Consider the following 21,265-nt stretch of genomic DNA (forward strand, 5'->3'; position numbering starts at 1 on the left):
GGGCAACGGCAGCGCGGACGCCCGAGGCACGGCGATCAGATCGGCACGCGCGAGCACGGTCTCACGGGTCGGACCGGGCGGGGGCGGTACGTCCTACGGGGGCGACAACGGGGCGTGGTTCCGCCAGAACCCGGTAGGGCTCGGCCAGTTCGGGAAGCACCGGCGCCGGCGCGGTAGCCCTGCATGCTGCGGTCCGCGGGGACAGTGCGCAGGCGGCCGAGGAAAGTGTCGGCCGTCCCCTGTCGCCTGTCATGCGCGCCTGGTGCGAGGTCATGTCCGTATGAGGTCGAGCGGGCACGCGTGGCGAGGTGGCCAGGTCGCCGCCGACCGCACGATGGGCACGGGGGTCGCCGTACGGCATTCCACGCTGCTCCGGCAGGCCGCCGTCGCCGTGACCGGTCAGGATCGGAGAAGCGCACCCACCCTCCCCCGGCCTAGCGTGAAACCACCGACACAGACCCGTCGGGGACATCACACGAGGAGCACACCATGACTGCCGGCCTCAAGACGATCATCTACCCCGTCAAGGACCTGGCCGCCGCGAAGGCCCTGTTCAGCGCGCTGCTGGGGGTGGAGCCGTATGCGGACGAGCCGTACTACGTCGGTTTCAAGGACGCGGGACAGGATGTCGGCCTCGACCCGAACGGGCACGCCAGGGGCATGACCGGCCCGGTGCCGTACTGGCACGTCGACGACATCCGGGCGACGCTCGCGGCGCTGGTGGCGGCGGGGGCCGAGACGCTGCAGGACGTCCAGGACGTCGGCGGCGGCAAGCTGATCGCCTTCGTCAAGGACGCGGACGGCAACCTCGTGGGGATCACCCAGGACCCGCGGGCCTGAAACTTACTTGCATACGCAGTAGTTGCACAGGCAACAATGAGCGGATCGGTGTTACCGTGCATGTATGGCGGTGAACACGGTCTCGACCGGCCTCGAGCAGCGGTGGCGGGACATCCTGTCGGTGCACGCGCGCACGATGTGCGAGATCGACCGCGCGCTGCACCCCTACGGGCTGGGCGCGAGCGATTTCGAGGTGCTCGACATCCTCGCCACCGAGTCGCCCCGGGAGGGCGACCAGTGCCGGGTGCAGAACCTCGTCGGGCGGGTGCATCTGAGCCAGAGCGCACTGTCCCGGCTGATCGGCCGCTTGGAGAAGGACGGCCTGGTGGAGCGGTCCATGTGCGCGGAGGACCGGCGGGGCGTGTGGGTGTCCCTCACCCGCAAGGGCCGCGACCTGCACGCCGAGGTGCTGCCGCTGCAGCGTGGCGTGCTGGCGGAAATGCTCCACGACTAGCAGGCCTTCCCCCGCCGGGCGGCACGGTCTACGCCAGCAACTCCCGTACGGCGGCGAACGCGGCCTCGACGGTCGCCGGGTCCGCGCCCGGCCGGGCGAGCGCGCTCATGGGGATCGAGGTGACCTCGGGCAGGCCCTCGCAGGGGGTCAGCCCGTCGGGCGCGGGTCCGACGGCCGCCAGCAGTGCCACTCCCTGCCCGGTGCGGGCGATGTCCAGGACCCCCGCGAGATAGCCCGCGTCCCCGACGACCGCGGCGGGAACCCCGCGCGCGGCCAGCGTCGCGATCGCCCGCCGCCGGATCGCACACGGGTCCTCGATGGCCACCAGCGGCACCGGCGCGGGGGCCTGCGGCGGCTCCCAGCCGGGCACGGCGTGCCAGGTCAGCGGGAGCCCGCCCACCCGGGTACCCTCGGTTGCCGCGGCCTCGGTGACGTACACCGCGACATCGACGCTGCCGCGCTCCACGGCCTCCACGAGCCGGGCGGAGCGGTCGATGCGGAAGCGGACCCGGCAGCCGGGGCGCACCTCCTGGACGGCGGCGGTCAGCCGGGGCAGGAACTGGTCGGCGGCGTGCTCGGTGGAGCCGATGGTCACGACGTCGCCCTCGGCACCGAGGAGTGTGCGTACGGCCTCGTCGTGAACGGCGAGGATCCTGCGGGCCTGTTCGAGCAGCAAGCGTCCCTCGGGGGTGAAGCGGGTGCCGCGCCCCTCGCGCTCGACGACGGGACGCCCCAGGGTCTTCTCCAGCTTGCGGACGTGCTGACTGACCGCGGACTGGCTCAGGGCGAGGACCTGGGCGGCGCGGTGGAAGCCGCCGCAGTCGGCTATCGCGGTCAGACTGCGCAGGGCTACGAGGTCCAGGACGGGCTGGGGCATGTCGCGACACTAACCGCTCCACGCGATCGATCTCGATTGCTGATCGGTTTCGATGCGGAAGGGCACCTTCCTCGTGCCCGGTGATTCGCCCGGTGTCGAGATCACCGGCCGCTGGGACCAGTTGGGGCTGCGGGCGAGCGGCAGCCACGACGTGACCTTCCGGGACGCCGAGGTGCCGTACGAGCACGTGATCGGGCTCGCGCCGCACGGACCGGCCGCCGAACAGGACAACCGGGCGGGCGCCGCCCTCCATCTGCCGCTCGCCGCGGTCTACTTGGGTGTGGCGCGGGCCGCGCAGGCGTTCTTCCACACCTTCGCCCATGCGGGTGCCCGCCAACCTCGGTCATCCGGTGGCCCGTACGGAACGCTTCCGCCGCACGGCCGGGGAGATCGAGGTCCTGCTCGCCGCCGCCGAGCAGTTGGTCTTCGACGGTGGCGCGAAGCTGGACGCCGACGACCCGGCGTACACCCCCGAACAGGCCCTGGGCGCCCGGGTGCTGGCCGACCGGCACGGCGTGCGGGCCGTGGAGCTCGCGGTACGGCTGCTGGGGAACCCGGGCCTGTCCCGGGGCAACCCGTTGGAGCGGCACTTCCGGGACATCCAGTGCGCGCCCGTGCACGCGCCCCAGGAGGACATCTCCCTGCTCGCGATCGGAACGAAGGCACTGAACCCGTGACGGCAGCACCGGAGACCACCGTGTCCGCGCAGTTCCTGGGCCTGCTCGCCCGCGATCTGCCGCCCGACCGGCTGACCACCGACCCGGACGTGCTCACCGCCCACGCCACCGACCGGTCCGGAACCGCACCGGGCGGCGAACCCCTCGCGGTCGTGCACGCCCGGCGCACCGAGGACGTCACCGTCACGCTCCGGCACGCGCACGCCCTCGGGGTGCCGGTGGTGCCGCGCGGGGCGGGCACCGGCCTGTCGGGCGGGGCGACCGCGGGCGACGGCGTGCTCGTCCTGGACCTGTCCCGGATGAACCGCGTCCTCGACCTGTCGGCCGACGACCAGCTCGCCGTCGTCGAACCGGGCGTCATCACCGCCGAGTTGGACCGGGCGGCGGGCGCGCACGGCCTGCGGTACGCGCCGGATCCGGCGAGTGCGGCCCTGTCCACGATCGGCGGGAACATCGCGACCAACGCCGGCGGCCTCAGGTGCGCGAAGTACGGGGTGACCCGGGACAGTGTGCTGGGCCTGCAGGGGGTGCTGGCCGACGGGACGGTGATCAGCACCGGGCGCCGTACCGTCAAGGGGGTCACCGGCTACGACCTCACAGCGCTGCTGACCGGCTCGGAGGGCACGCTCGCGGTGATCACCTCGGCGACCCTGCGGCTCAGGCCCATTCCGGTGGCGACGGCCACGCTCGCCGCGTACTTCGCCTCCTTCGAGGCGGCGGCCGAGGCCTCGTACGCCCTCACCCGGGCCGGGGTCGAGCCCGCGCTGGCCGAGCTGGTCGACGGGCCCGTGCTGCACGCCGTCGACCCCGCGCTGCGGGAGCGGGGCGCCGCGCTGCTGGTGGTGCAGTGCGACGGTGCGGGCGCGGCGGCCGAGGCGGCCGCGGTCGCCCGGCTCCTGGCGCCCCTCGCCTCCACGGTGGAGATGACCGAGGACCCCGTCGAGGCGGAGGCCCTGCTGTCCGCCCGCCGTCTCGCGCTGCCCGCTCTGGAGCGGCTGGGCCGCCCGCTGATCGAGGACATCGCGGTGCCGCGCTCCCGGCTCGCGGAGGCCGTGCGGGAGATCCGGGCGATCTCGTCCCGGCACGACGTGCCCGTGTTCACCATCGCGCACGCGGCGGACGGGAACCTGCATCCGATCATCGTCGTCGACCGGTCCCTTGACCGGCTGCCGGACGCCGCGTGGGAGGCGGCCGGCGAGATCTTCGCGCTGGCGCTGCGGCTCGGCGGGACGCTGACCGGGGAGCACGGGGTGGGGGTGCTCAAGCGGCAGTGGGTGGCCGAGGAACTCGGGCCCGCCGCGCACGCGTTGCAGCGGCGGATCAAGGAGGTGTTCGACCCGCGGGGCATTCTCAACCCCGGAAAGGCGTTGTAGTCCCGGCTTGGGGTCATGCTGGACAGCAGACGCCGAAGACGCCGAGCGGGGAGGGAGTTGGGGACGCCGTGGCCGTGGGAGCAGACCTGGCGGCCGAGTTCAGCAGTTACTCGACGAACTCGCTGGACCAGGCGCACGACGCCATCGCGGCCCACTACTACGACCTGCGGCTCGAAGTCGTCGGTCACGCCTCGGAGTTCGCCACCCGGCTCAGTGTCGTGGAACTCGGTGCGCTCACGGTCGGCGACATCCGGTTCGGCACCGAGATGCGGATGAGCTTCGGCGAGCCGGGCGTGTACCACGTCGCCGTCCCCTTCAGCGGCCGCTTCAGCCTCCAGGAGGGGCGCGGGGACGTGGGGTTCGCCGACGAGCGGCGGGCGCTGGTGTTCGATCCGGCGCGGGACATCCACATCGACGCCTGGTCCGCCGACTGCCAGGCACTCACGGTCAAGATCGACAAGGCGGCCGTGCTCCGGCAGCTGGAGGTCCTGCTGGGCCGGTCGGTCCGGCGCCCGCCGCGCTTCGGGCCCTGCATGGACGTCTCGCGGGGGCCGGGCCTGAGCTGGGTGCGCCTCGCGCTGTGGAGCCTGCTGGAGCGGGACGTCCCGCTCGGGCTGCTGAACCATCCGATGATCCGTGGCCGTCTGGAGCAGACCCTGCTGGAGGGCATTCTGCTCGCCACCGACCACACCTTCCGCGCCGCGCTGGAAGCCCCTCCCCCACCGATGCGCCCGGCGTCGGTGAAGCGGGTCATGGACGCCGTGCAGGAGCTGCCCGCCGAGCCCTACGACGCGAACCGGCTCGCGGCCATCGCCCAGGTCAGCCTGCGCACCCTGCAGGAAGCTTTCCGTAGACATGTCGGCGTGTCGCCCATGGCGTACGTCCAGGAGGTGCGGCTCCAGCGCGTCCACCGGCAGCTGCGGGCGGCGGCGCCGGGGACGACGACCGTGACGGACGTGGCCCACGCGTGGGGGTTCGTCCATCTGGGCCGGTTCGCGCGGCGGTACCGGGAGCGCTTCGGGGAGTCGCCCTCGCAGACACTGCGCGCCGCGTGAGCCGGCACGCCCGCCACTCCGCCGCGTTTTGCGGACATGCGCCACGTTTTCCGGAGCGACGGCCTGCCGGATCGGTCCTATGGTCGGGTCACGGCGATCGCACGGCGCGCGGGGATGAGCAGAGTCGGCGCCGCTCATCTCTGTTTCGCATGCGAGAACCACGGTGCGGCAGCGGGAGCAGGCCACACCTCTGCGGGCCCGGCCGCTCCCTCTTTGTCGCATGTGGTGGCCGGGCCCCACTGTGTGGGGCCCGCGTGCGGCTCAGCCCTGGGGCCGCGCCAGCAGCGTGCGCACGCCCTCGGACGTGAGCGTCAGCGGGTGCGTGGAGCTGGCGTCGATCGACAGCGAGAGGTCGCCGTCCGGCCACTGCGCGGCGAGCGCGCCCAGCGGCACCAGACGGTAGCGGGAGACGAACGGAAGCAGTTCGGCCATCTCCGTCTCCGAGGTGAACACGGGCACCACGGGAGCGCCGTCCTGCTGCTCCAGCACGGGCAGCGCCACGGTCGTGTCCTCGTCCGCGGCGTCGTCGGGCACCGGGATGAGCACGTCACTGGTCGCGAGCGTGTCCAGCGCCGTCGCGTCCTCGGTGTTCTGCGTCAGCGCGTCCAGTGCCCGCTGGGCCGGCGTGGCGCTGTGGTCATTGGCGGGTGTGTCCATGGCAGATCCCCTGGTAGCGGCGGTCGTGCGGCCCCGCCCGCGGGCATGATCGCCCAAGGCGCGGTGCTGCTCGCGTACCCGAGGGTGCCGGGAGCATGCGTGCGGGACGTCAGGGAATCAGCGCGATGTGCTCCGAGGGCAGACCGAGGGTGTCGCATCCGACCCGCCGTACGAGGGGCTCGTACATGCCGGGTCCGACATGGGTCCAGTACGTGGCCGCGTCCCGGAAGTAGCGCTGCATCCGTTCGCCGTCGCGCGCGTGGCGGGAGCCGGCCGTGCGGAACAGGATGCCCTGGAGGACGTCCCAGGCCATGCGGCCGGCGTTGAGGAACGTCAGGGCGAGCCGGTTGTCCTCGGCCGCGGTGAAGGGTGCCTCGCCGCTCACGTTGCGGCGGCAGGCCTCCATCCAGTCCTCGGCACTCTGCCTGAGGGCCGCCTCGGCCAGGTGGATCATGCCGAGGGCCTCGCCGAGGTGACGCTGGTAGTCGGGCAGGTCCGCGCGGGTGCGCTCGGGTTCCAGGAGCAGGGGGCGGGCGGCGACGATCCGGGCGTACTCGTCGGCGGCGGCGAACGCGGTGCCGATCATGACGGCGGCCAGCTCGCCGTGGAAGAAGCTGGGCGCGCGTCCCGCGTACATCGGGTTGCCGTGCAGTTCGGAGCCGATGCTGCCGCCCTCCACCGGCAGGTCCAGCAGGCTCGTCTCGCGCGTGAAGTGTGCGGGGACACGGGCCTGTGCCATGCGGATGCTGTTGGATCCGGTGCCGCGCAGGCCGAGGGAGCCGCGCCAGTCGTCGAGGACCGTCCACACCGAGCGCGGGGCGACGAACAGGACGGGCGGGCCGGGTGGGTCGCCGGGCTTCTCGGGGGCGCGCAGGGTCTGGCCGAGGTAGTGCGTGGAGTAGGGGGCGCCCGAGGAGTAGGGCCAGGTGCCGTCGAGGATGACGTGGTCGGGGCCGTCGGGCTGGGCGACGCCCACCGGCGCGGCGGTGGAGGCGGCCCGGAAGTCGCCGTCGGTGCCGAAGAGTTCGTCCTGGGCCTTCTCGTCGAAGACCGTGCAGGCCTGGAGCACATGGGCGGCGGTCAGGGACAGCGCCCAGCCGGTGGAGGGGCAGCCGCGGGCGATCTCGACGACCACGCGGTAGAAGACGGGCAGGCCGAACTCGTGGCCGCCGTAGCGGCGCGGCTGGAGGATCCGGTAGAACCCCGCCCGCAGGAAGTCGTCGTGGGTGGCCTCGGGGTAGTGCGTGAGCCGCTCGGTCTCCGCCTGGCGGCCGAGCAGCGCGGGTCTGAGGGCCACGGCCCGTTCGATGATCTCCTGCTCGGTGGGGCCGGGTCGGGGAGCGGCTGTCACGGTGCCTCCTGACGGGTGGGGCCGTCCTTCCGTGCTGTGCTACGGGTGATTCAACACGGCCGAGTGCCGTCCGGTACCGACCGGATATCGCCAAGTGCCTTCAGGTTCCGATCAGTTGATCCACGGTGACGACCCGGATCAGCGGCCCGTATGCCGCCATCACGTCCAGCGCCCTGGCGTGCGAGTCGTCGTCGGCCCCGGCGCAGGCGTCGGACACCACCAGGGTCTCGACGCCCGCGTCGGCGGCGGCGAGCGCGGTGGACAGGACGCAGCAGTCGGTACTGACACCGGCCAGGACCACACGGCCCTCGGGGCAGACACGGGCGGCGAGTTCGGGGGTCCACTTGCCGAAGGTGGTTGCGTCCATGATGTGCGGCGCCCGGTCGGCGAAGTCGTCGGTGAGGCGCCACAGCGGGGCGTGCGGCGGCTGCAGGGCGAAGGGCCACCGCGCGTAGTAGGCCCGCCAGGCGCCGCTGGGCTCGGCGGGGGCGACGAAGCGGGTGAACGTGACCCGTTCGGCGAAGGCCGGCAGCAGTCGTCGTACGCCTGCCGCCGCCTCGGCGTAACGAGGGGCGGCCCAGGGACTGTCGGGCTCGGCGAAGACGCGCTGCATGTCGATGACGGCGAGCAGCCCCGTCGTCATACGACGCCCTCCTGTGCGCGGACCCGCCCGCGGCCGAGGGCCAGGGTGCCGAGGAAGCCGACCGCGAGCGCGGCCAGCACGCCGAGGTTGGCGTACGCCCAGGCGCCGGACGTGCCGCCCAGGCCGAACGGGTCGAGGAGATAGCCCTGCCAGTCCAGCCAGCTGGCGGCCGAGTTGGTGACCAGGCCCCAGCCGAGGGCGGTGGCGAGGAGCGTCAGGATCAGCGGGGTGGGCGGTACGTCGCCGTAGCGGCCGCTCGGGCGGTAGAGGTCGGCGTCGTCGTAGTCACGGCGGCGCAGGCAGAGGTCGGCGAGCATGATGCCGCACCAGGCGGCGATGGGGACGCCGAGCGTGGTGAGGAAGCCCATGAACTGGCCGAGGAAGTCGTCGGCGAAGAACACGATGTAGATCGAGCCCGCGATCATCAGGACGCCGTCGACGAGGGCCGCCAGCGGACGCGGGATCTTCAGGCCCGCCGAGAGCAGGGCGAGGCCGGAGGAGTAGATGTCGAGGACCGCGCCGCCGACCAGGCCGAGGACCGCGACGACGGCGAAGGGCACCAGGAACCAGGTGGGCAGGAGGGTGGTGAGCGCGCCGATCGGGTCGGCCGCGACGGCGTCGCGGAGCTCGGTGGACGATCCGGCCAGCAGCAGTCCGAAGACCAGCAGGAGCAGCGGGGCGACGGAAGCGCCGAAGGTGGTCCAGCCGACCACGCCCCGGCTCGACGAGGTCCGGGGCAGATAGCGGGAGTAGTCGGCGGCGGCGTTGACCCAGCCGAGCCCGAAGCCGGTCATCATGAAGACCAGTGCGCCGATGAAGTCCTGGGCGGAGCCCGCCGGGAGGGCGCTGACGGTGCTCCAGTGGATGTGGTCGGCGACCAGCCCGACGTAGACGACGGTCAGTACGCCCGTCACCACGGTGATCACGGTCTGCAGCCGCATGATCAGGTCGAAGCCCATCACCCCGCCGACGACCGTGAGGCCCGCGACCACCACCAGGGCGATCACCTGGGTCTCGGTGCCCCCGCCCCAGCCGAGCCTTGCGAAGACGGTCGCCGTGGCCAGGGTGGCGAGGGCGCACAGCACGGTCTCCCAGCCGACGGTCAGCACCCAGGAGACGACCGACGGGAGGCGGTTGCCGCGCACTCCGTAGGCGGCGCGGCTGAGCACCATCGTCGGGGCGGAGCCCCGCTTGCCGGCGACCGCGACGAACCCGCACAGCAGGAACGAGAAGACGATCCCGATCACGCCGGCGACCAGCGCCTGCCAGAAGGAGATCCCGAAGCCGAGCACGAACGAGCCGTAACTCAGGCCGAGGACGGACACGTTGGCGCCGAACCACGGCCAGAACAACGTCCGCGGGGTGCCCTTGCGTTCGGCGTCACCGATCACGTCCAGCCCGTGCGTCTCCACCTGGAGCTGCCGGGTGATGGATCTGTTGCTGGTGAATCTGTTGTCGGCGGATCTGTTGTCGGGGGATCTGTTGTCGGAGGATCCCGAGGAGTCTGTCATCGTCGGCCTGCCTGTTCGGACGGGTGGGGGCGACGGTAGGCAGGGGGCGCGGGGGCGTCAATCACGCGAGTCCGTGCTCGCCGCGCCCGCACCCGCGCCAACTGCGGTGGCCGGTCGGCGGATTGGAGCGGCCACGACCGGCGGCAGCCGCCGGGCCGGTTCAGCGGTGCTTGACGCCGGCCTGGGCACCGGGGGCGAGGGTCGGTTCGGTGACGGGGACGTCGCCGAGGGCCCGGTCGACGGCGGCGAGCAGGTCGTCGGAGAGTTCCACGCCGGAGGCGGCGGCGTTGGCGTGGACCTGGTCGGGCCGGGAGGCTCCGGTGATCGCGGAGGCGACCTCGCCGCGGCGCAGGACCCAGGCGAGCGCCAGGGTGGGCATGCTCAGTCCCGCCTCCTCGGCGATGGGCACGAGGCGCTGGACCGCTTCGAGGATGGCGTCGTTGTAGACGAGGTCCTTCGAGACCGCCATGTCGGCGGAGGCGAACCGGCTGCCCTCCGGCACCGGCTGCCCCGGCTTGTACTTGCCGGTGAGCACGCCCTGGGCCAGCGGCGACCACACGATCTGCGAGATGCCGTTGGCCGCGCACAGACCGAACACCTCGGCCTCCGGGGCCTGCCACAGCATGGAGTACTGCGGCTGGGAGGAGACGAACAGTTCGGGGCCGGCGAGGTCGATCGCCGCCTGGATCTGCTCCGGGGTCCACTCGCTGAAGCCGATGTAGCGGGCCTTGCCCTGTTCGACGACCTTCTGGAAGGCTTCGACGGTGTCCTCGATCGGCACGGTGGAGTCGAAGCGGTGCGCCTGGTAGAGGTCGACGTGGTCGGTCTTCAGGCGGCTGAGGGAGGCGTCGATCTGCTGGGCGATGTGGGCGGGGGACAGTCCCTGGTCGGCCGGGTCGTCCGACATCGGGAAGTAGACCTTGGTGGCCAGGACGTAGGAGTCCCGGGGGTGGGCGGAGAGGATCTCGCCCCAGGCCGTCTCCGCGGCCCCCCGGCCGTAGGCGTTGGCGGTGTCGAAGAAGTTGATGCCCGCGTCGAACGCCGCCTCGGTGCAGGCGCGGGTCGCGTCCGCCTCGACGCCGCCGGAGTAGGTGAGCCAGGATCCGAGCGAGATCTCCGAGACGCTCAGGTCCGAACTGCCGAGTGTGCGGTACCGCATGATTGTCGCTCCTTGTTCCGGGCCGGCCGCCGTCGATGACCATGCCAGGCTCTCATCGATCCGGCCGGCCTGTTTCACTCGGCGTCGAGCTGGTGATCGGACCAGACGTAGCTCTCGGGCAGCAGGTCGGTAATGCGCACGGCCCGGGTGCCGGCATCCGTGCCGACGATGACCTCGATGTCGGGGAAGTAGTCGAGCAGGACCTGCCGGCAGCGGCCGCACGGGGGTACGACCCCGAGGTCGCGGTCTCCCACGGCGACGATCGTGTCCAGCTCGTAGGCGCCCTGAGCGGCCGCCGCGCCGATGAGGACCAGTTCGGCGCAGGGGCCTCCCGTGAAGTGGTAGGCGTTCACGGCGGTGACGATCCGGCCGTCCCGGACTCGGGCCGCGGCCGCCATGGTGTGGTTGTCGCCCCGGCACCGCGTGCGGGCGACCTGCGCCGCGGCCTGGACGAGGTCGTGGTCGACGGGGTCGGTCTGCGTGGTCAACTTCTCCTATTCGCGCAGGTCCTGCTTCTCTCACCGCGGACGGTACGCAGCCGAATCGAGTACCTGCTCCGCAAAACGGCGCCGCCTCCCCGCCGGGGCCAAGGCTCTCGCCGGCCCGCTGCGCCCGGTTCCGGACCGCCTCACCGTCCGTCGTCCAACAGCGAGGCGGCGCGGCCGCGCAGGGTGACCTCCGTGTCAGGTCAGGGCCTCGCCGACCGTACCGTCCCGGTCCGCGGTGGGCTTGGTGGCGCGGACCATGGCCGAGTGCATGCCGTCGGCGACCGGGCGGGTGGGGACGATCTCGACGCCGGTGAAGCCCGCGGCTTCCAGGCCCGCGCGGTACTCGGCGAAGGACAGGGCTCCCGCGATGCAGCCGACGTCGTCCCCGCGTCGTGCCCGCTGTGCGGCGGTGAGGGCGTCGTCGGCGACGACGTCGGAGACTCCGATGCGCCCGCCGGGCCTGAGGACGCGGAAGGTCTCCGCGAAGACGGCGGGCTTGTCGACGGACAGGTTGATCACGCAGTTCGAGATCACGACGTCGACCGTGTTCGCGGGCAGCGGGATCGCCTCGATGGTGCCCTTGAGGAACTCCACGTTGGTGGCGCCCGCCTTCGCCGCGTTGGCCACGGCGAGGGCGAGCATCTCCTCGGTCATGTCCAGCCCGTACGCCCTGCCCGTCGGTCCGACGCGGCGGGCGGAGAGCAGGACGTCGATGCCGCCGCCGGACCCGAGATCGAGGACCCGTTCGCCCTCGCGCAGTTCGGCCACGGCGGTCGGGTTGCCGCAGCCGAGGGAGGCGGCGACGGCCTCGGCGGGCAGCGTGTCGCGCTCGTCCGCGCCGTACAGGGTCGAGCCGAAGTTCTCGTCGGCCTCGACCGGCTCGGGCCCGCAACCGGCGTTGCCGCCCTCGGTGACCTGGGTGGCCGCCGCGGCATACCGTCGGCGGACGGTCTCGCGCAGGTGGGTGGACTGCTCGCTCATGACCTCTCCTCCCCGCTGGCCTCGTGGTCGCCGGATTCAGCCGCCGTGCCGCGCGCCCTGGACATGGAAGTTGAAGTCGCCGTGGCCGAGCGTGCCGTACAGGCGCAGCCAGATCGGCAGGAGCATCTCCACGCCGCGGGCGCTGGTGATGTCGCCCAGGTCGATGACGCTCGCCTCGGGCCACCCGAAGGAGCCGAGCAGCGCGGTGACGGACTTCTTGGCGCCGGTGTCGTCGCCGCTGACGAACACGGTGTGCTCCCCCGGCACCCGGGACGGATCCACCATGACGAAACAGTTCATGGTGTTGAGCGTCTTGACGACCTTGGCCTCGGGAAATGCGCGCTGGATGCGTTCGCCGAGGCTGTCGGTGTTGACCGGGTCCAGCGTCGGCGGCATCCCGGCGGAGAAGTCCAGCGGGTTGGCGACATCGATCAGGATCTTGCCGCTCAGGTTGGCTGCGCCCGCCGACAGCAGTGCAGTGAGGCTCTGCCCGCCTGCCGTGGTGTTGACGACCGTCTCGCCGAACGCCGCGGCCGCCTCGAAGGTCTCCAGACGCACCTGGCCGTGATCGGCGTGCCACTGGGCGAACGGCGGATTGCCCATGCCGTCGGGTTCGGTACGGGCGAGAGTGGACTCCGGATCGCGGGTGCCGATGACTACGTCGTGACCGAGGGAGGCGAGCTTGCCGGCCATCGTCCGGCCGACGATGCCGGTACCGAGGACTGCGTAACGCATACGAGTGGTCCTTCCGGGACTCGGGCGCGATCGGCCGCAGGGGCCGCGCCCATGACGAATCCGAGCCAGGTCGTTCGCTGCCGCGTGATGACGGTAGCTGTCCAGATGTCGGCACGATCCCCTCTATCGTGGAAAATCACATCATGATGGCTCGTGCTGAGGCAGGCTGCACATGAGGAATCCGCAGATCGACTACGCGGCGGTATTCCGGGCCCTGCCCGGCATGGTGGCGCTACTGACGCCCGAACTGGTGTACGTCGACGTCAACGACGACTTCGTACGCCTCACCGGTCGCGCCCGTGAGCAGCTGCTGGGCCGCTACATCTTCGACGTCTTCCCCGAGAACCCCCATGACTCGGCCGCGGCCGGGATGCGGGAGACACGGGAATCGATGCTGCGCGCGGTGACCACCGGCGAGCGCGACACCATGGCGGTGGTCCGCTACGACATCGAGGACCCCCAGCGTGTGGGTCACTGGCAGGAACACTTCTGGAGCCCGGTCAACGCCCCCGTCCTCGGCACCGACGGGAAGGTGACCCTGATCGTGCACCGGGTGGAGGAGGTCACCGAGCTCATCCGCGCCCACGGCGGACTGGGCGGCGGCGGCCGGGCCCGCGTGCTGGAGGCCGAGCTGTACACCCGGGCGAGGGAACTCCAGGAGGTGAACGAACGCCTGCGCAAGGCCCACGCCCGTGAACGCGAGGTCGCCCTGGCTCTTCAGGAGGCCATGCTGCCCGCCCCCAGACCCGTGGGCCGCCATCAGGCGGCCGTCCGCTACCGGCCCGCCGTCGGCGCCCTCAACGTGTGCGGTGACTGGTACGACCTGGTCGACCTGCCGGGCGACCGGCTCGCCGTCGCCGTCGGTGACGTGGTGGGGCACGGTCTGGCGGCCGCCTGTGTCATGGGCCAGTTGCGCAGCGCACTGAGCGCCGCCGCCCGCGTCGCCGACGGCCCCGCCCGGGCCCTGGAGGCGCTCGGGCTGTACGCCCGCTCCGTGGACGGCGCCGAGTCGACCACGGCGGCCACGGCCTTCATCGACTGGGACAACCGCACCATCACCTACAGCAGCGCGGGCCACCTGCCGCCCGCCCTGCTGCACCCGGACGGCACGGTGTCCTTCCTGGACCGGGCCACCGACCCGCCGCTCGGCGCCAGCCCCGAACACGCCACCCGTCCGGAGACGGTCTCGCCCTTCGACGAGGGCGCCACGCTGGTCCTCTACACCGACGGCCTGATCGAGCGCCGCACCGAGGACATCGACACCGGTCTGGCCCGTCTCACCGACGCGCTCACCCGCCACCGCCACGCCGACCCCGAGGACCTGGCCGACGCACTCCTGACGGACCTGCTCCCGTCCACCGGCAACTCCGACGACACCGCTCTCGTCGTCATCCGCCTCTGAACGGACCCGCCGCGGCGCCTCGACGTCGTAGGACCCTCAGTTCTCCGCGGGCATCACGCGGGTCACCTTGCCCTTGGGGGTCGCGTCCAGATAGCCGGACTGGCTGTACTCGTTGCTCAGGTAGATGGCCATGCCGAGGGGGGTGCCGAAGGTGTCGTTGGGCTGTCTCACCAGCACGTAACGGGTGTTCGGGTGATCGACGTTGAGCTTCTTGCGGGCCTCTTCGAGGAGCTTGGGCACCTTGTTCCAGTCGAAGCCGTCGAGGTCGAAGGGCTGGTCGCCGCCGGCCAGGGTGCCCTTGATGATGCCTTTCTCCACGCCCGTCCCCAGGCGGTAGGTGTAGGTGTCGTACTTGCTGTCGCTGCCGTTGACCATCATTTCGGCCGACGCGAAGTCGTCGTAGACGGTGAAGTCGCCGAACCTGTCCCGGCCGCTCTCCTGCTGCAACGCCTTGATGGCGGTGCGGATGCCGTCGGAGGTGAGCAGGGTCGTGGCCGTCGTGTCTTTCGTGTCCTTCGACTGCCGGGCTGCCGGGGCCGCGGCCGGCGACCCGGTCGACTCCGGGGCCGAGGAGGCGAAGGACGAGGCGCCGGTGCCCGTGGTGCCGCCCGAACCGCCCGAGTCTCCTCCGGAGGGCAGCAGCCACCACATCAGGAGCATGGCGCTCGCGACGGAGGTTCCCGTGACGCCGAGCAGGAAGCCCGGTCGGGGCCGGTTCCCGCGGCCAGCCCGGACCGGTGAGGTCACCGGCTGGCCCGTTCCGGCGGGGGCACCGACGAAAGGAGTCGTGGGCTGATGCCACGCGGTCACCGGATCGCCCCGCCCCGACTCGATCTCGGCCAGCCACCGGTCCAGCAGGGCGGACGACGGCCGCGCCGCCGGATCCCGTACGAGCACGCTCATGAGTACGTCGCCCAGGGCACCGGAGCGCACCGGTGGCGGCACGCTCTCGTTGAGGACCGCGGCGAGGGTGGCGAGGGTGCTGCCGCGACGCAGCGGGTGGTGTCCCTCCACGGCGGTGTACAGCATCATCGCGAGCGACCACAGGTCGGAGGCGGCTCCGCCCTCGTGGCCCGAGATCCGCTCCGGTGCCATGAAATCGGGGGTGCCGATGATGGATCCGGTGGCGGTGAGGCTGGTCGTCTCACGGATCGCGGCGATGCCGAAGTCGGTGAGGACGGGGCGCCCGTCGGATCTCAGCAGGACGTTGGCGGGCTTGACGTCCCGGTGCTGGATGCCGGCCTCGTGCGCGGCGGCCAGCGCGGCCAGCACGCCCCGCCCGATCCGTGCCGCCTCGGCCGGCGGCATCGGCCCCTGGGCGAGCCGGTCGGCGAGCGAGCCGCCGCTGACCAGCTCCATGACGATCCAGGGGTAGGTGCCCTCGCCGCCGTCGACTATGTGGTGGATGGTCACGACGTTGGGATGGTCGATCCGGGCCAGGGCTCGTGCCTCGCGCAGCACCCGTTCCCGCAGCATCCGCGCGCTGTCGGGGTCGTACTCGGCGAGGTCCCGGTCGGGCGGGCGGACCTCCTTCACCGCGACCATCCTGTGCAGCACCAGGTCCCTGGCCCGCCAGACCGTGCCCATCCCGCCGCCGCCGAGACGGGCCTCCAACTCGAAGCGCCCGTCGACGACTCGTCTGCCGGGGCCCTCGTCTGCCTCACTCATGGGCGGGAGCTTAGTGGCCCCCACCGACACCTTTCGCCGCCTCCTCGATCACGAGCGCGGAGCGCGGGAGGCGTCGGCGATCGGCTGTTCCGGGCTCGGGCGCATCCGCCCCCACGGGCGCGGCCGACGGGCGGGCGAGACGGCGTACGGGAGCTCAGTGGGCCGGGTTGGCCTCGGCCGTCCGCTGCGCTGCCGCCGGCTCTCCGGGCGCGGCCTGGACGGCCTGTGCGGTCTGCTCGGCGGGGGCGGCCGGGGCGGCGGTGCTCTGTGCGGTGCCGTCCTCCTTCATGGCCTTGGCCTCGCTCTTGAGGATGCGCATCGACTTGCCGAGCCCGCGGGCGGCCTCGGGCAGCTTCTTCGAGCCGAACAGCACGATGATCATGATCGCCACGATCAGCAGGTGCCAGGGCTCCAGTCCGTTGCGCAGCATGCCGCACGTCCCTTCTCGACGCTCATTGTTGCCAGTTTGCGCAACTGTACAACCACTGGCCCGGTCCCGGCCTCACTCGTCGGAGTCCTTCTTGTCGGTCGCCTCCGCGTACGCCTGTGCCGGTGTCATCGGCACCCCGTTGAGGGAGACCGTCTTGTAGGGGCTGACCTCGGCGCACTTCTTGGCCTCGTCGGCGGTCTGCGCGTGGGCGTTGGAGACCGCGGCCTTGGTGTCGGTGGGCGCCGGGGAGGACGAACCGCCCGGAAACGTGCTGCCGCTCGTCCAGTCGCCGCCGATCACCAGCGTCAGGCCGGTTCCGGTGCCCTCCTTGACATGAGAGGTGGGCAGTCCGAGCGCCTTGGCCGCCGTCCGGGCCTCGGCCTTCTGACCGGTGCCGTAGGTGAGGGTGGTGGTGGTCGCGGGGCTCGGCGCGTTGGCGGTGGTCGTGGCGGAGCTGAAGCCCTGGCCGGTGAGCGCGTTGGCGATGTCGGAGGCGCGGCCGGTGATCTCGGTGCCGTTCTCGACGGTGACGGCGATCTCGGAGGCCGGTACCGCCGTGGCCGTGGCCGTCGCGGAGGCCGCCACGGACTTCTTGCCGGAGCCGGTGGTCAGGGACTGGTCGTCGGCGATGCTGGAGAAGAGGGCCTTGGCACCCGCGCCCACCACCACCCGGTTGGTGTCGTTCGGATCGGCGGCGGTCTGCATCGTGGTGAAGGTCATCCGCTTGGTGGGGACCTTGTTCACGTCGGCCGCGAGCCCGATCAGCTTCTTGACGCTGCCGAGACCGTCGTCCACGGTGAGCGCCTTGGTGGCGGCGTCGGCGAGGGCGTAGACCGCGGTGGGGTCGGTGAGCGTGCCCGCGCTCTTGAACTTCCGGATCATCGCGCTGAGGAAGATGTGCTGGGAGACCGTACGACCGAGGTCGCTGCCGTCCCCGAAACCGTGCCGGGAGCGGACGAACTCCAGGGCCGCCTCGCCCTTGAGGGTGTGGTCGCCCCGAGACAGTTTCAGGTGCGAGTAGGTGTCGTACACGTTGTTGTTGACGCACACGGAGACGCCGCCGACCGCGTCGGACATCTTGACCACGCCGGAGAAGTCGAGCTTGACGAAGTGGTCGATGGGGATGCCGGTGAGCTGGTGGATGGTGGCCACCTGGCAGGCGGGACCGTACCGGAGGGCGGTGTTGATCTGGCCGTAGTAGCCGGACGTGGACTGGCCGCCCTCACTGTCCTTGCAGGCCGGGACGTCGACCATGGTGTCGCGGGGGATGCTCATGACGGTGGCGTTGGAACGGTCGGCGGATATGTGCACCACCATCTGCACGTCCGCGTTGCCGTTTCCGCTCTGCACGCCGGTCTGGGAGCAGCCGCCGCCCAGCTTGCAGTCCGCCTTGCTGGTCCGGCCGTCCGAGCCCATGACCAGGATGTTGATCGGGGTGCGGCCGAACGCGTCGGCCTTCTCCGAACCGCCCTTGCCGTCGAGCGAGACGCTGTTGATGTTGCCGTTGAGGTGCTGGTAGAACCACCAGCCGGCCCCGGCCGTGCCCAGGACGAGGATCGCCAGACACATTCCGACGATCTTCAGCACCCGCCTGCCGCGCCGTACCTGTGGGGCCCTGCGACGCGACCGCTTGCCGCCGTGCGAGCGGGCCGCCTCCCGGGCCGCGGCACGGCCGCCGGGCCGAGGTGCCGCGTCGGCCTCGTCCTCCCGCTGCCCCGGCACCCTGCCGGTGCGGCTGCGCGTGGCCTGACCGCCCGGACTGTCCCACCGGTCGCTCATCTACCACTCCCACGAAACGGTCGGGCCCCTCAGGCCGGGCCATGGAGTGGGCGGCCGGGCGTGCGCGGCGGTGTAAAGCAGGCGGAGCGGGAAACTCGCCTAGGTTGCGTAGTTGCGCAATCTAACAAACCCCTGGCCCGGCCAGCACGGACACCGCCGCATTTCACGGGTGAGAGATCTCATGGAGGAACGCGGCAACCTCCCCGGCACCTCAGCCTTCGCCCACGGCTCTTGCCGCCTTCGCCCAGTTGGCACGCAGTTTGTCGAGGTAGGACCGGGCCTGGCTGCCCGGGGTCACGCCGCGCGCGAAGGCGAGCATGTTGCCCGTGCCGGTGTTGTAACCGAGGGCCAGCAGCTCGTCCTCGCTGTACGGGGCGGACCAGGTGGCGGGCAGTGCGGCCGCCAGGTCGTGCAGGTACCAGGCTTCGACCTCGATGGCGAGGTCCCGGTCGTCGGGCAGCTCCTCCCAGCTGCGGTGCGCGAAGTCCCGGCCCTTCTTGACCTCGTCGAACGTGGCGCGGTGCATGTTGGCGATACCGAAGGCCGCGTCCGGCTTGAGCTTCTGCCAGGCCCGCTCCAGGGACGGGGCGTGCGGTTTGTACGCCTCGTTGTAGAGGATCGCCATCAGCAGCCGGGCGTCGACACCGGTCTGCCGGGCACGGCTGCGGACCGGGGAGGCGTAGTCGGCGGGGTCGTACGGCGAAGAGGTTTTCGTGGAGGCCGAAGGCGCCGCCGCCGACGCGGCCGAAGGCGGGGCCGAACGCGTGGTCGCGTCTGCCGTCGGGGGCGGTGCGGGGGTGTCCGTCGGGGCCGGCGCCGAGGAATCACCCTGCGAGGTGTTCGCCGCGCGCACGATGACGTACAGCGCGAGAGCGAGGACCACCACCGTGATCCAGCGCCGGCGCCTCGATGCCCGGGCATCTTCCATGCCTCGCCCCCTCTCCCGCACCCTTCGTACAGGAGGCGGACTAAGAGCCGCGTGAGGCGGTGCTGTGCGCGCCGAGCGGTCCGGTACGGGCGGTGAGTTGGCCGACCATGACGCGGACCACGGTCACGATGTCGGGGTCGTCGACGTAGTAGACCTGCCGTCGGCCCTCGCGGCGGGAGCGTACGAGACCGGCGAGCTTCAGCTTGGCCAGGTGCTGACTGACCGCGGGGAGCGCGCCGCCGACCCGGTCGGCGAGGTGGGTGACGTCACTCTCGCCCTGGGACAGCGCCCACATGATGTGCAGCCGGGCGGAGGAGGCGAGGAGTCCGAACACCGCGGCCGCCTCGGTCAGCACCTCGCCGGACGGATCCTCGAAGCCACCGGCGAGTGTCGCCACGGTCCCTCCCCCTGTCCCGCCCCGGTCACTGTCGACGCACGAGTGCTGTCTCAGTGTAAGGGGCCTGGGCGTGGCCCACGCGAACACCTCCACTTCATCGCTTGCGCAATGTAATAAGCGTGTGAAAGAACATCGACGACTTGTCACCAGCACCCCACGAGCCTCTTTCCTCCCTGGCGCTGATCCATAAGCTTGCGCAATCAGGCAACTCAAGCGTCATGGCCCCGGTGGATCTCGCCCGGCCCGGCGCGACTGGAGGACTACCTCGTGGGCATCATCGGCTGGATCATTCTGGGTCTGCTCGCCGGAGCCATCGCCAAGATCCTGCTGCCCGGCCGCGACCCGGGCGGCCTGATCGGCACCACGCTCATCGGGGTCGCGGGAGCGTTCGTCGGCGGCTGGCTCTCCGCGCGTCTCCTCGACCGCCCGGTGGAAAGCCACTTCTTCGACCTCTACACCTGGGGCGCGGCTATCGGCGGCTCCCTGGTACTGCTGATCGGCTACCGCCTGCTGTTCGGCAACTCGCGGAGCTGAAGCGCGAGTTGTACTCGGTGCTCCGGCAGGGCCTACCGGTCCGGGTGCTGCCGCCGCTCACGGGCCCGCTCCACACTGCGCCCCGGATGCCCGGCGCAGAGCCCGACTCACCGACGCACAGCGACCGAAGCCCGCGGTGGGACGGCGAGGAGGGCGAGCGTCCACCGGCCGTGGCCGCCGACGCGCTCAGTCCACTACCGGGCCGGTGCGAGTACGGCGCCGACGGGCCGTGCGGTGCCGTCGGCGGTGGGACATCTCGCGCGCGGCGCCCCTCTTGGCTGCCCTGCGGCCCGCGCGGCCAAGTGGACTAGGCACTCGTCGGCGGCGGGGGCATGAGGATGTCGCCGCGATCGAGTGCAGACCGCAACGCCCCCTCGAAATCCCCCGGTCCTTCGCGTTCGGTCCGAACGTGCCGCCGACGCGGGCTTCTTGCACGGCAATCAGATGCTGACGCCGCGGTTGGGACTCGTGAGCCGGACCCCAGCAATGGGTTGACGCCTCTGCCGGCAAGGCCGTGGCCAAGGCTGTGGAGTGTGCCACCGTTCGGCGGGCACTCGTGCGTCACCAACTACAGATGGGGTGACACCGCATGGAGATCTCAGGCGTGATCAGCGCGATTGTCATCGGCATCGTGATCGGTGTCCTCGGCCGGCTCGTGGTCCCCGGGCGCCAGCACATCGGCACGCTGTGGACGATCCTGATCGGCATCATCGCCGCCTTCATCGGCACGGGCATCGCGGCAGGGCTCGATGTCGCCAACACCAAGGGCGTCGACTGGATCGAGTGGCTGATCCAGATCGCCGTGGCCGCACTCGGGGTGGCCGCCCTCAGCAAGGTGAAGGTGCGCCACTGACGAACCGCCCCCGGAGGGCGTGACCGTCAACTCGGCGTCGCCTGCCGGGTCGCGCCGACCGTGCGGACCCGGCAGGCTCGCCCCGGCGGCCCGGCGGCGCGTTCACCCGTCGAGCACGGCGCCGGCCTTGAGTTGATCCCTCTCTCTGCCGGTGCTCTCGACGCGGAACAACTGGTGCTCGTCCTAAGGCAGGTCAGGGCGACCAACTCCGCCACCGCCGCGCCCCGGCCCTGTTCGAGGCCGGCGCGGCAGTGATGGGTGATCCTGGAGTCGCGTTCCCCCAGCCTCTCAGCCATGTCCGTCACCCCGGGCTGTCAAGGCACACGGCCACTTCCTCGACTACATGGCGATATGTCCCTTGCCCCCCCCCGGCAAGGGACTAGCTGTACTGACCCGTGAGGTTGGGGACGCGGCTGGCGGGTGGTTGGCCTTTCAGCGCGGTGTGTCCGCGGTGGTGATTGTAGGTGTGTAGC

The 21,265-nt window shown here is 71.5% G+C and carries 22 protein-coding genes; 8 read left to right on the forward strand and 14 right to left on the reverse strand.

The window, feature by feature from the left end; all coding sequences use genetic code 11:
- The first annotated feature begins 489 nt into the window (after positions 1–489).
- Positions 490–840, forward strand: a complete 351-nt coding sequence (locus tag ACIRP7_RS31045) for a VOC family protein (RefSeq protein ID WP_403665918.1) — start codon at positions 490–492, stop codon at positions 838–840.
- A gap of 64 nt (positions 841–904) precedes the next feature.
- Positions 905–1,294, forward strand: a complete 390-nt coding sequence (locus ACIRP7_RS31050) for a MarR family transcriptional regulator (RefSeq protein ID WP_352386224.1) — start codon at positions 905–907, stop codon at positions 1,292–1,294.
- A gap of 28 nt (positions 1,295–1,322) precedes the next feature.
- Here ACIRP7_RS31050 and ACIRP7_RS31055 read toward each other — a convergent pair whose 3' ends face one another.
- Entirely contained in the window at positions 1,323–2,171 is an 849-nt protein-coding gene (locus tag ACIRP7_RS31055) for a LysR family transcriptional regulator (protein WP_403665920.1), read from the reverse strand.
- 320 nt (positions 2,172–2,491) lie between these two features.
- Between ACIRP7_RS31055 and ACIRP7_RS31060 the strand changes: the two genes are divergently transcribed.
- From ACIRP7_RS31060 to ACIRP7_RS31070, 3 genes are all read left to right on the forward strand, one after another.
- Entirely contained in the window at positions 2,492–2,848 is a 357-nt protein-coding gene (locus ACIRP7_RS31060; protein ID WP_403665922.1) for an acyl-CoA dehydrogenase family protein, read from the forward strand.
- Positions 2,845–4,221 carry an FAD-binding oxidoreductase gene (locus ACIRP7_RS31065; RefSeq protein WP_403665924.1) on the forward strand — a complete coding sequence of 459 codons (1,377 nt, stop codon included), beginning with the start codon at positions 2,845–2,847 and terminating at the stop codon, positions 4,219–4,221. Before ACIRP7_RS31060 ends, ACIRP7_RS31065 begins: the two co-directional genes overlap by 4 nt.
- A 68-nt stretch (positions 4,222–4,289) precedes the next feature.
- Positions 4,290–5,276 carry an AraC family transcriptional regulator gene (locus ACIRP7_RS31070; RefSeq protein ID WP_403665926.1) on the forward strand — a complete coding sequence of 329 codons (987 nt, stop codon included), beginning with the start codon at positions 4,290–4,292 and terminating at the stop codon, positions 5,274–5,276.
- A gap of 261 nt (positions 5,277–5,537) precedes the next feature.
- On the opposite strand, the gene ACIRP7_RS31075 is transcribed toward ACIRP7_RS31070, so the two are convergent.
- The 8 genes from ACIRP7_RS31075 to ACIRP7_RS31110 form a co-directional block, all read right to left on the reverse strand.
- Positions 5,538–5,933, reverse strand: a complete 396-nt coding sequence (locus tag ACIRP7_RS31075; protein WP_403665928.1) for an SseB family protein — start codon at positions 5,931–5,933, stop codon at positions 5,538–5,540.
- A 109-nt stretch (positions 5,934–6,042) separates the two neighbouring features.
- Entirely contained in the window at positions 6,043–7,284 is a 1,242-nt protein-coding gene (locus ACIRP7_RS31080; RefSeq protein ID WP_403665930.1) for an acyl-CoA dehydrogenase family protein, read from the reverse strand.
- A gap of 100 nt (positions 7,285–7,384) precedes the next feature.
- Positions 7,385–7,927 carry a cysteine hydrolase family protein gene (locus ACIRP7_RS31085; RefSeq protein ID WP_403665932.1) on the reverse strand — a complete coding sequence of 181 codons (543 nt, stop codon included), beginning with the start codon at positions 7,925–7,927 and terminating at the stop codon, positions 7,385–7,387.
- Complete coding sequence (locus ACIRP7_RS31090) at positions 7,924–9,438, reverse strand: purine-cytosine permease family protein (RefSeq protein WP_403665934.1); 1,515 nt, start codon at positions 9,436–9,438, stop codon at positions 7,924–7,926. The genes ACIRP7_RS31085 and ACIRP7_RS31090 overlap by 4 nt, the downstream gene beginning before the upstream one ends.
- Before the next feature lie 160 nt (positions 9,439–9,598).
- Positions 9,599–10,597 (reverse strand): aldo/keto reductase family protein, encoded by a 999-nt coding sequence (locus ACIRP7_RS31095; protein WP_403665936.1) that lies wholly within the window; start codon positions 10,595–10,597, stop codon positions 9,599–9,601.
- A gap of 74 nt (positions 10,598–10,671) precedes the next feature.
- Complete coding sequence (locus tag ACIRP7_RS31100) at positions 10,672–11,085, reverse strand: cytidine deaminase family protein (RefSeq protein ID WP_403665938.1); 414 nt, start codon at positions 11,083–11,085, stop codon at positions 10,672–10,674.
- Positions 11,086–11,280: 195 nt separating this feature from the next.
- Entirely contained in the window at positions 11,281–12,066 is a 786-nt protein-coding gene (arsM, locus tag ACIRP7_RS31105; RefSeq protein WP_403665940.1) for an arsenite methyltransferase, read from the reverse strand.
- 36 nt (positions 12,067–12,102) lie between these two features.
- Positions 12,103–12,801 (reverse strand): NADPH-dependent F420 reductase, encoded by a 699-nt coding sequence (locus ACIRP7_RS31110; RefSeq protein WP_403665942.1) that lies wholly within the window; start codon positions 12,799–12,801, stop codon positions 12,103–12,105.
- Positions 12,802–12,973: 172 nt separating this feature from the next.
- Between ACIRP7_RS31110 and ACIRP7_RS31115 the strand changes: the two genes are divergently transcribed.
- A complete protein-coding gene (locus tag ACIRP7_RS31115; protein WP_403665944.1) occupies positions 12,974–14,203 on the forward strand; it encodes a PP2C family protein-serine/threonine phosphatase in 1,230 nt (409 codons plus the stop codon).
- 36 nt (positions 14,204–14,239) lie between these two features.
- On the opposite strand, the gene ACIRP7_RS31120 is transcribed toward ACIRP7_RS31115, so the two are convergent.
- From ACIRP7_RS31120 to ACIRP7_RS31140, 5 genes are all read right to left on the reverse strand, one after another.
- Positions 14,240–15,871, reverse strand: a complete 1,632-nt coding sequence (locus ACIRP7_RS31120) for a serine/threonine-protein kinase (protein ID WP_403665946.1) — start codon at positions 15,869–15,871, stop codon at positions 14,240–14,242.
- A gap of 154 nt (positions 15,872–16,025) precedes the next feature.
- The gene (gene tatA, locus ACIRP7_RS31125) at positions 16,026–16,301 is read right to left on the reverse strand and encodes a Sec-independent protein translocase subunit TatA (RefSeq protein WP_403665948.1); all 276 of its coding nucleotides are present in this window, start codon (positions 16,299–16,301) and stop codon (positions 16,026–16,028) included.
- 72 nt (positions 16,302–16,373) lie between these two features.
- Complete coding sequence (locus ACIRP7_RS31130) at positions 16,374–18,080, reverse strand: LCP family protein (protein ID WP_403665950.1); 1,707 nt, start codon at positions 18,078–18,080, stop codon at positions 16,374–16,376.
- A gap of 211 nt (positions 18,081–18,291) precedes the next feature.
- Positions 18,292–19,008 carry a transglycosylase SLT domain-containing protein gene (locus tag ACIRP7_RS31135; RefSeq protein WP_403665952.1) on the reverse strand — a complete coding sequence of 239 codons (717 nt, stop codon included), beginning with the start codon at positions 19,006–19,008 and terminating at the stop codon, positions 18,292–18,294.
- A gap of 40 nt (positions 19,009–19,048) precedes the next feature.
- Complete coding sequence (locus tag ACIRP7_RS31140) at positions 19,049–19,405, reverse strand: ArsR/SmtB family transcription factor (RefSeq protein ID WP_403665954.1); 357 nt, start codon at positions 19,403–19,405, stop codon at positions 19,049–19,051.
- Between the two features lie 267 nt (positions 19,406–19,672).
- Between ACIRP7_RS31140 and ACIRP7_RS31145 the strand changes: the two genes are divergently transcribed.
- Positions 19,673–19,939, forward strand: coding sequence for a GlsB/YeaQ/YmgE family stress response membrane protein (locus ACIRP7_RS31145; protein WP_403665956.1), 267 nt, complete (start codon positions 19,673–19,675; stop codon positions 19,937–19,939).
- A 589-nt stretch (positions 19,940–20,528) separates the two neighbouring features.
- Positions 20,529–20,792 carry a GlsB/YeaQ/YmgE family stress response membrane protein gene (locus ACIRP7_RS31150; RefSeq protein WP_403665958.1) on the forward strand — a complete coding sequence of 88 codons (264 nt, stop codon included), beginning with the start codon at positions 20,529–20,531 and terminating at the stop codon, positions 20,790–20,792.
- The last annotated feature ends 473 nt before the right edge of the window (positions 20,793–21,265 follow it).

It is taken from the genome of Streptomyces sp. NPDC102270, assembly GCF_044766405.1.
GTDB lineage: Bacteria > Actinomycetota > Actinomycetes > Streptomycetales > Streptomycetaceae > Streptomyces.

What these genes read in the sequence shown, in the direction of transcription:
- ACIRP7_RS31085 (WP_403665932.1), bottom strand. Translation starts at nt 7,927, where the DNA reads ATGACGACGGGGCTGCTCGCCGTCATCGACATGCAGCGCGTCTTCGCC.
- ACIRP7_RS31095 (WP_403665936.1), bottom strand. Translation starts at nt 10,597, where the DNA reads ATGCGGTACCGCACACTCGGCAGTTCGGACCTGAGCGTCTCGGAGATC.
- ACIRP7_RS31110 (WP_403665942.1), bottom strand. Translation starts at nt 12,801, where the DNA reads ATGCGTTACGCAGTCCTCGGTACCGGCATCGTCGGCCGGACGATGGCC.
- ACIRP7_RS31115 (WP_403665944.1), top strand. Translation starts at nt 12,974, where the DNA reads ATGAGGAATCCGCAGATCGACTACGCGGCGGTATTCCGGGCCCTGCCC.
- ACIRP7_RS31130 (WP_403665950.1), bottom strand. Translation starts at nt 18,080, where the DNA reads ATGAGCGACCGGTGGGACAGTCCGGGCGGTCAGGCCACGCGCAGCCGC.
- ACIRP7_RS31150 (WP_403665958.1), top strand. Translation starts at nt 20,529, where the DNA reads ATGGAGATCTCAGGCGTGATCAGCGCGATTGTCATCGGCATCGTGATC.
- ACIRP7_RS31120 (WP_403665946.1), bottom strand. Translation starts at nt 15,871, where the DNA reads ATGAGTGAGGCAGACGAGGGCCCCGGCAGACGAGTCGTCGACGGGCGC.
- ACIRP7_RS31050 (WP_352386224.1), top strand. Translation starts at nt 905, where the DNA reads ATGGCGGTGAACACGGTCTCGACCGGCCTCGAGCAGCGGTGGCGGGAC.
- arsM (WP_403665940.1), bottom strand. Translation starts at nt 12,066, where the DNA reads ATGAGCGAGCAGTCCACCCACCTGCGCGAGACCGTCCGCCGACGGTAT.
- ACIRP7_RS31060 (WP_403665922.1), top strand. Translation starts at nt 2,492, where the DNA reads ATGCGGGTGCCCGCCAACCTCGGTCATCCGGTGGCCCGTACGGAACGC.
- ACIRP7_RS31090 (WP_403665934.1), bottom strand. Translation starts at nt 9,438, where the DNA reads ATGACAGACTCCTCGGGATCCTCCGACAACAGATCCCCCGACAACAGA.
- ACIRP7_RS31135 (WP_403665952.1), bottom strand. Translation starts at nt 19,008, where the DNA reads ATGGAAGATGCCCGGGCATCGAGGCGCCGGCGCTGGATCACGGTGGTG.
- ACIRP7_RS31045 (WP_403665918.1), top strand. Translation starts at nt 490, where the DNA reads ATGACTGCCGGCCTCAAGACGATCATCTACCCCGTCAAGGACCTGGCC.
- ACIRP7_RS31055 (WP_403665920.1), bottom strand. Translation starts at nt 2,171, where the DNA reads ATGCCCCAGCCCGTCCTGGACCTCGTAGCCCTGCGCAGTCTGACCGCG.
- ACIRP7_RS31075 (WP_403665928.1), bottom strand. Translation starts at nt 5,933, where the DNA reads ATGGACACACCCGCCAATGACCACAGCGCCACGCCGGCCCAGCGGGCA.
- tatA (WP_403665948.1), bottom strand. Translation starts at nt 16,301, where the DNA reads ATGCTGCGCAACGGACTGGAGCCCTGGCACCTGCTGATCGTGGCGATC.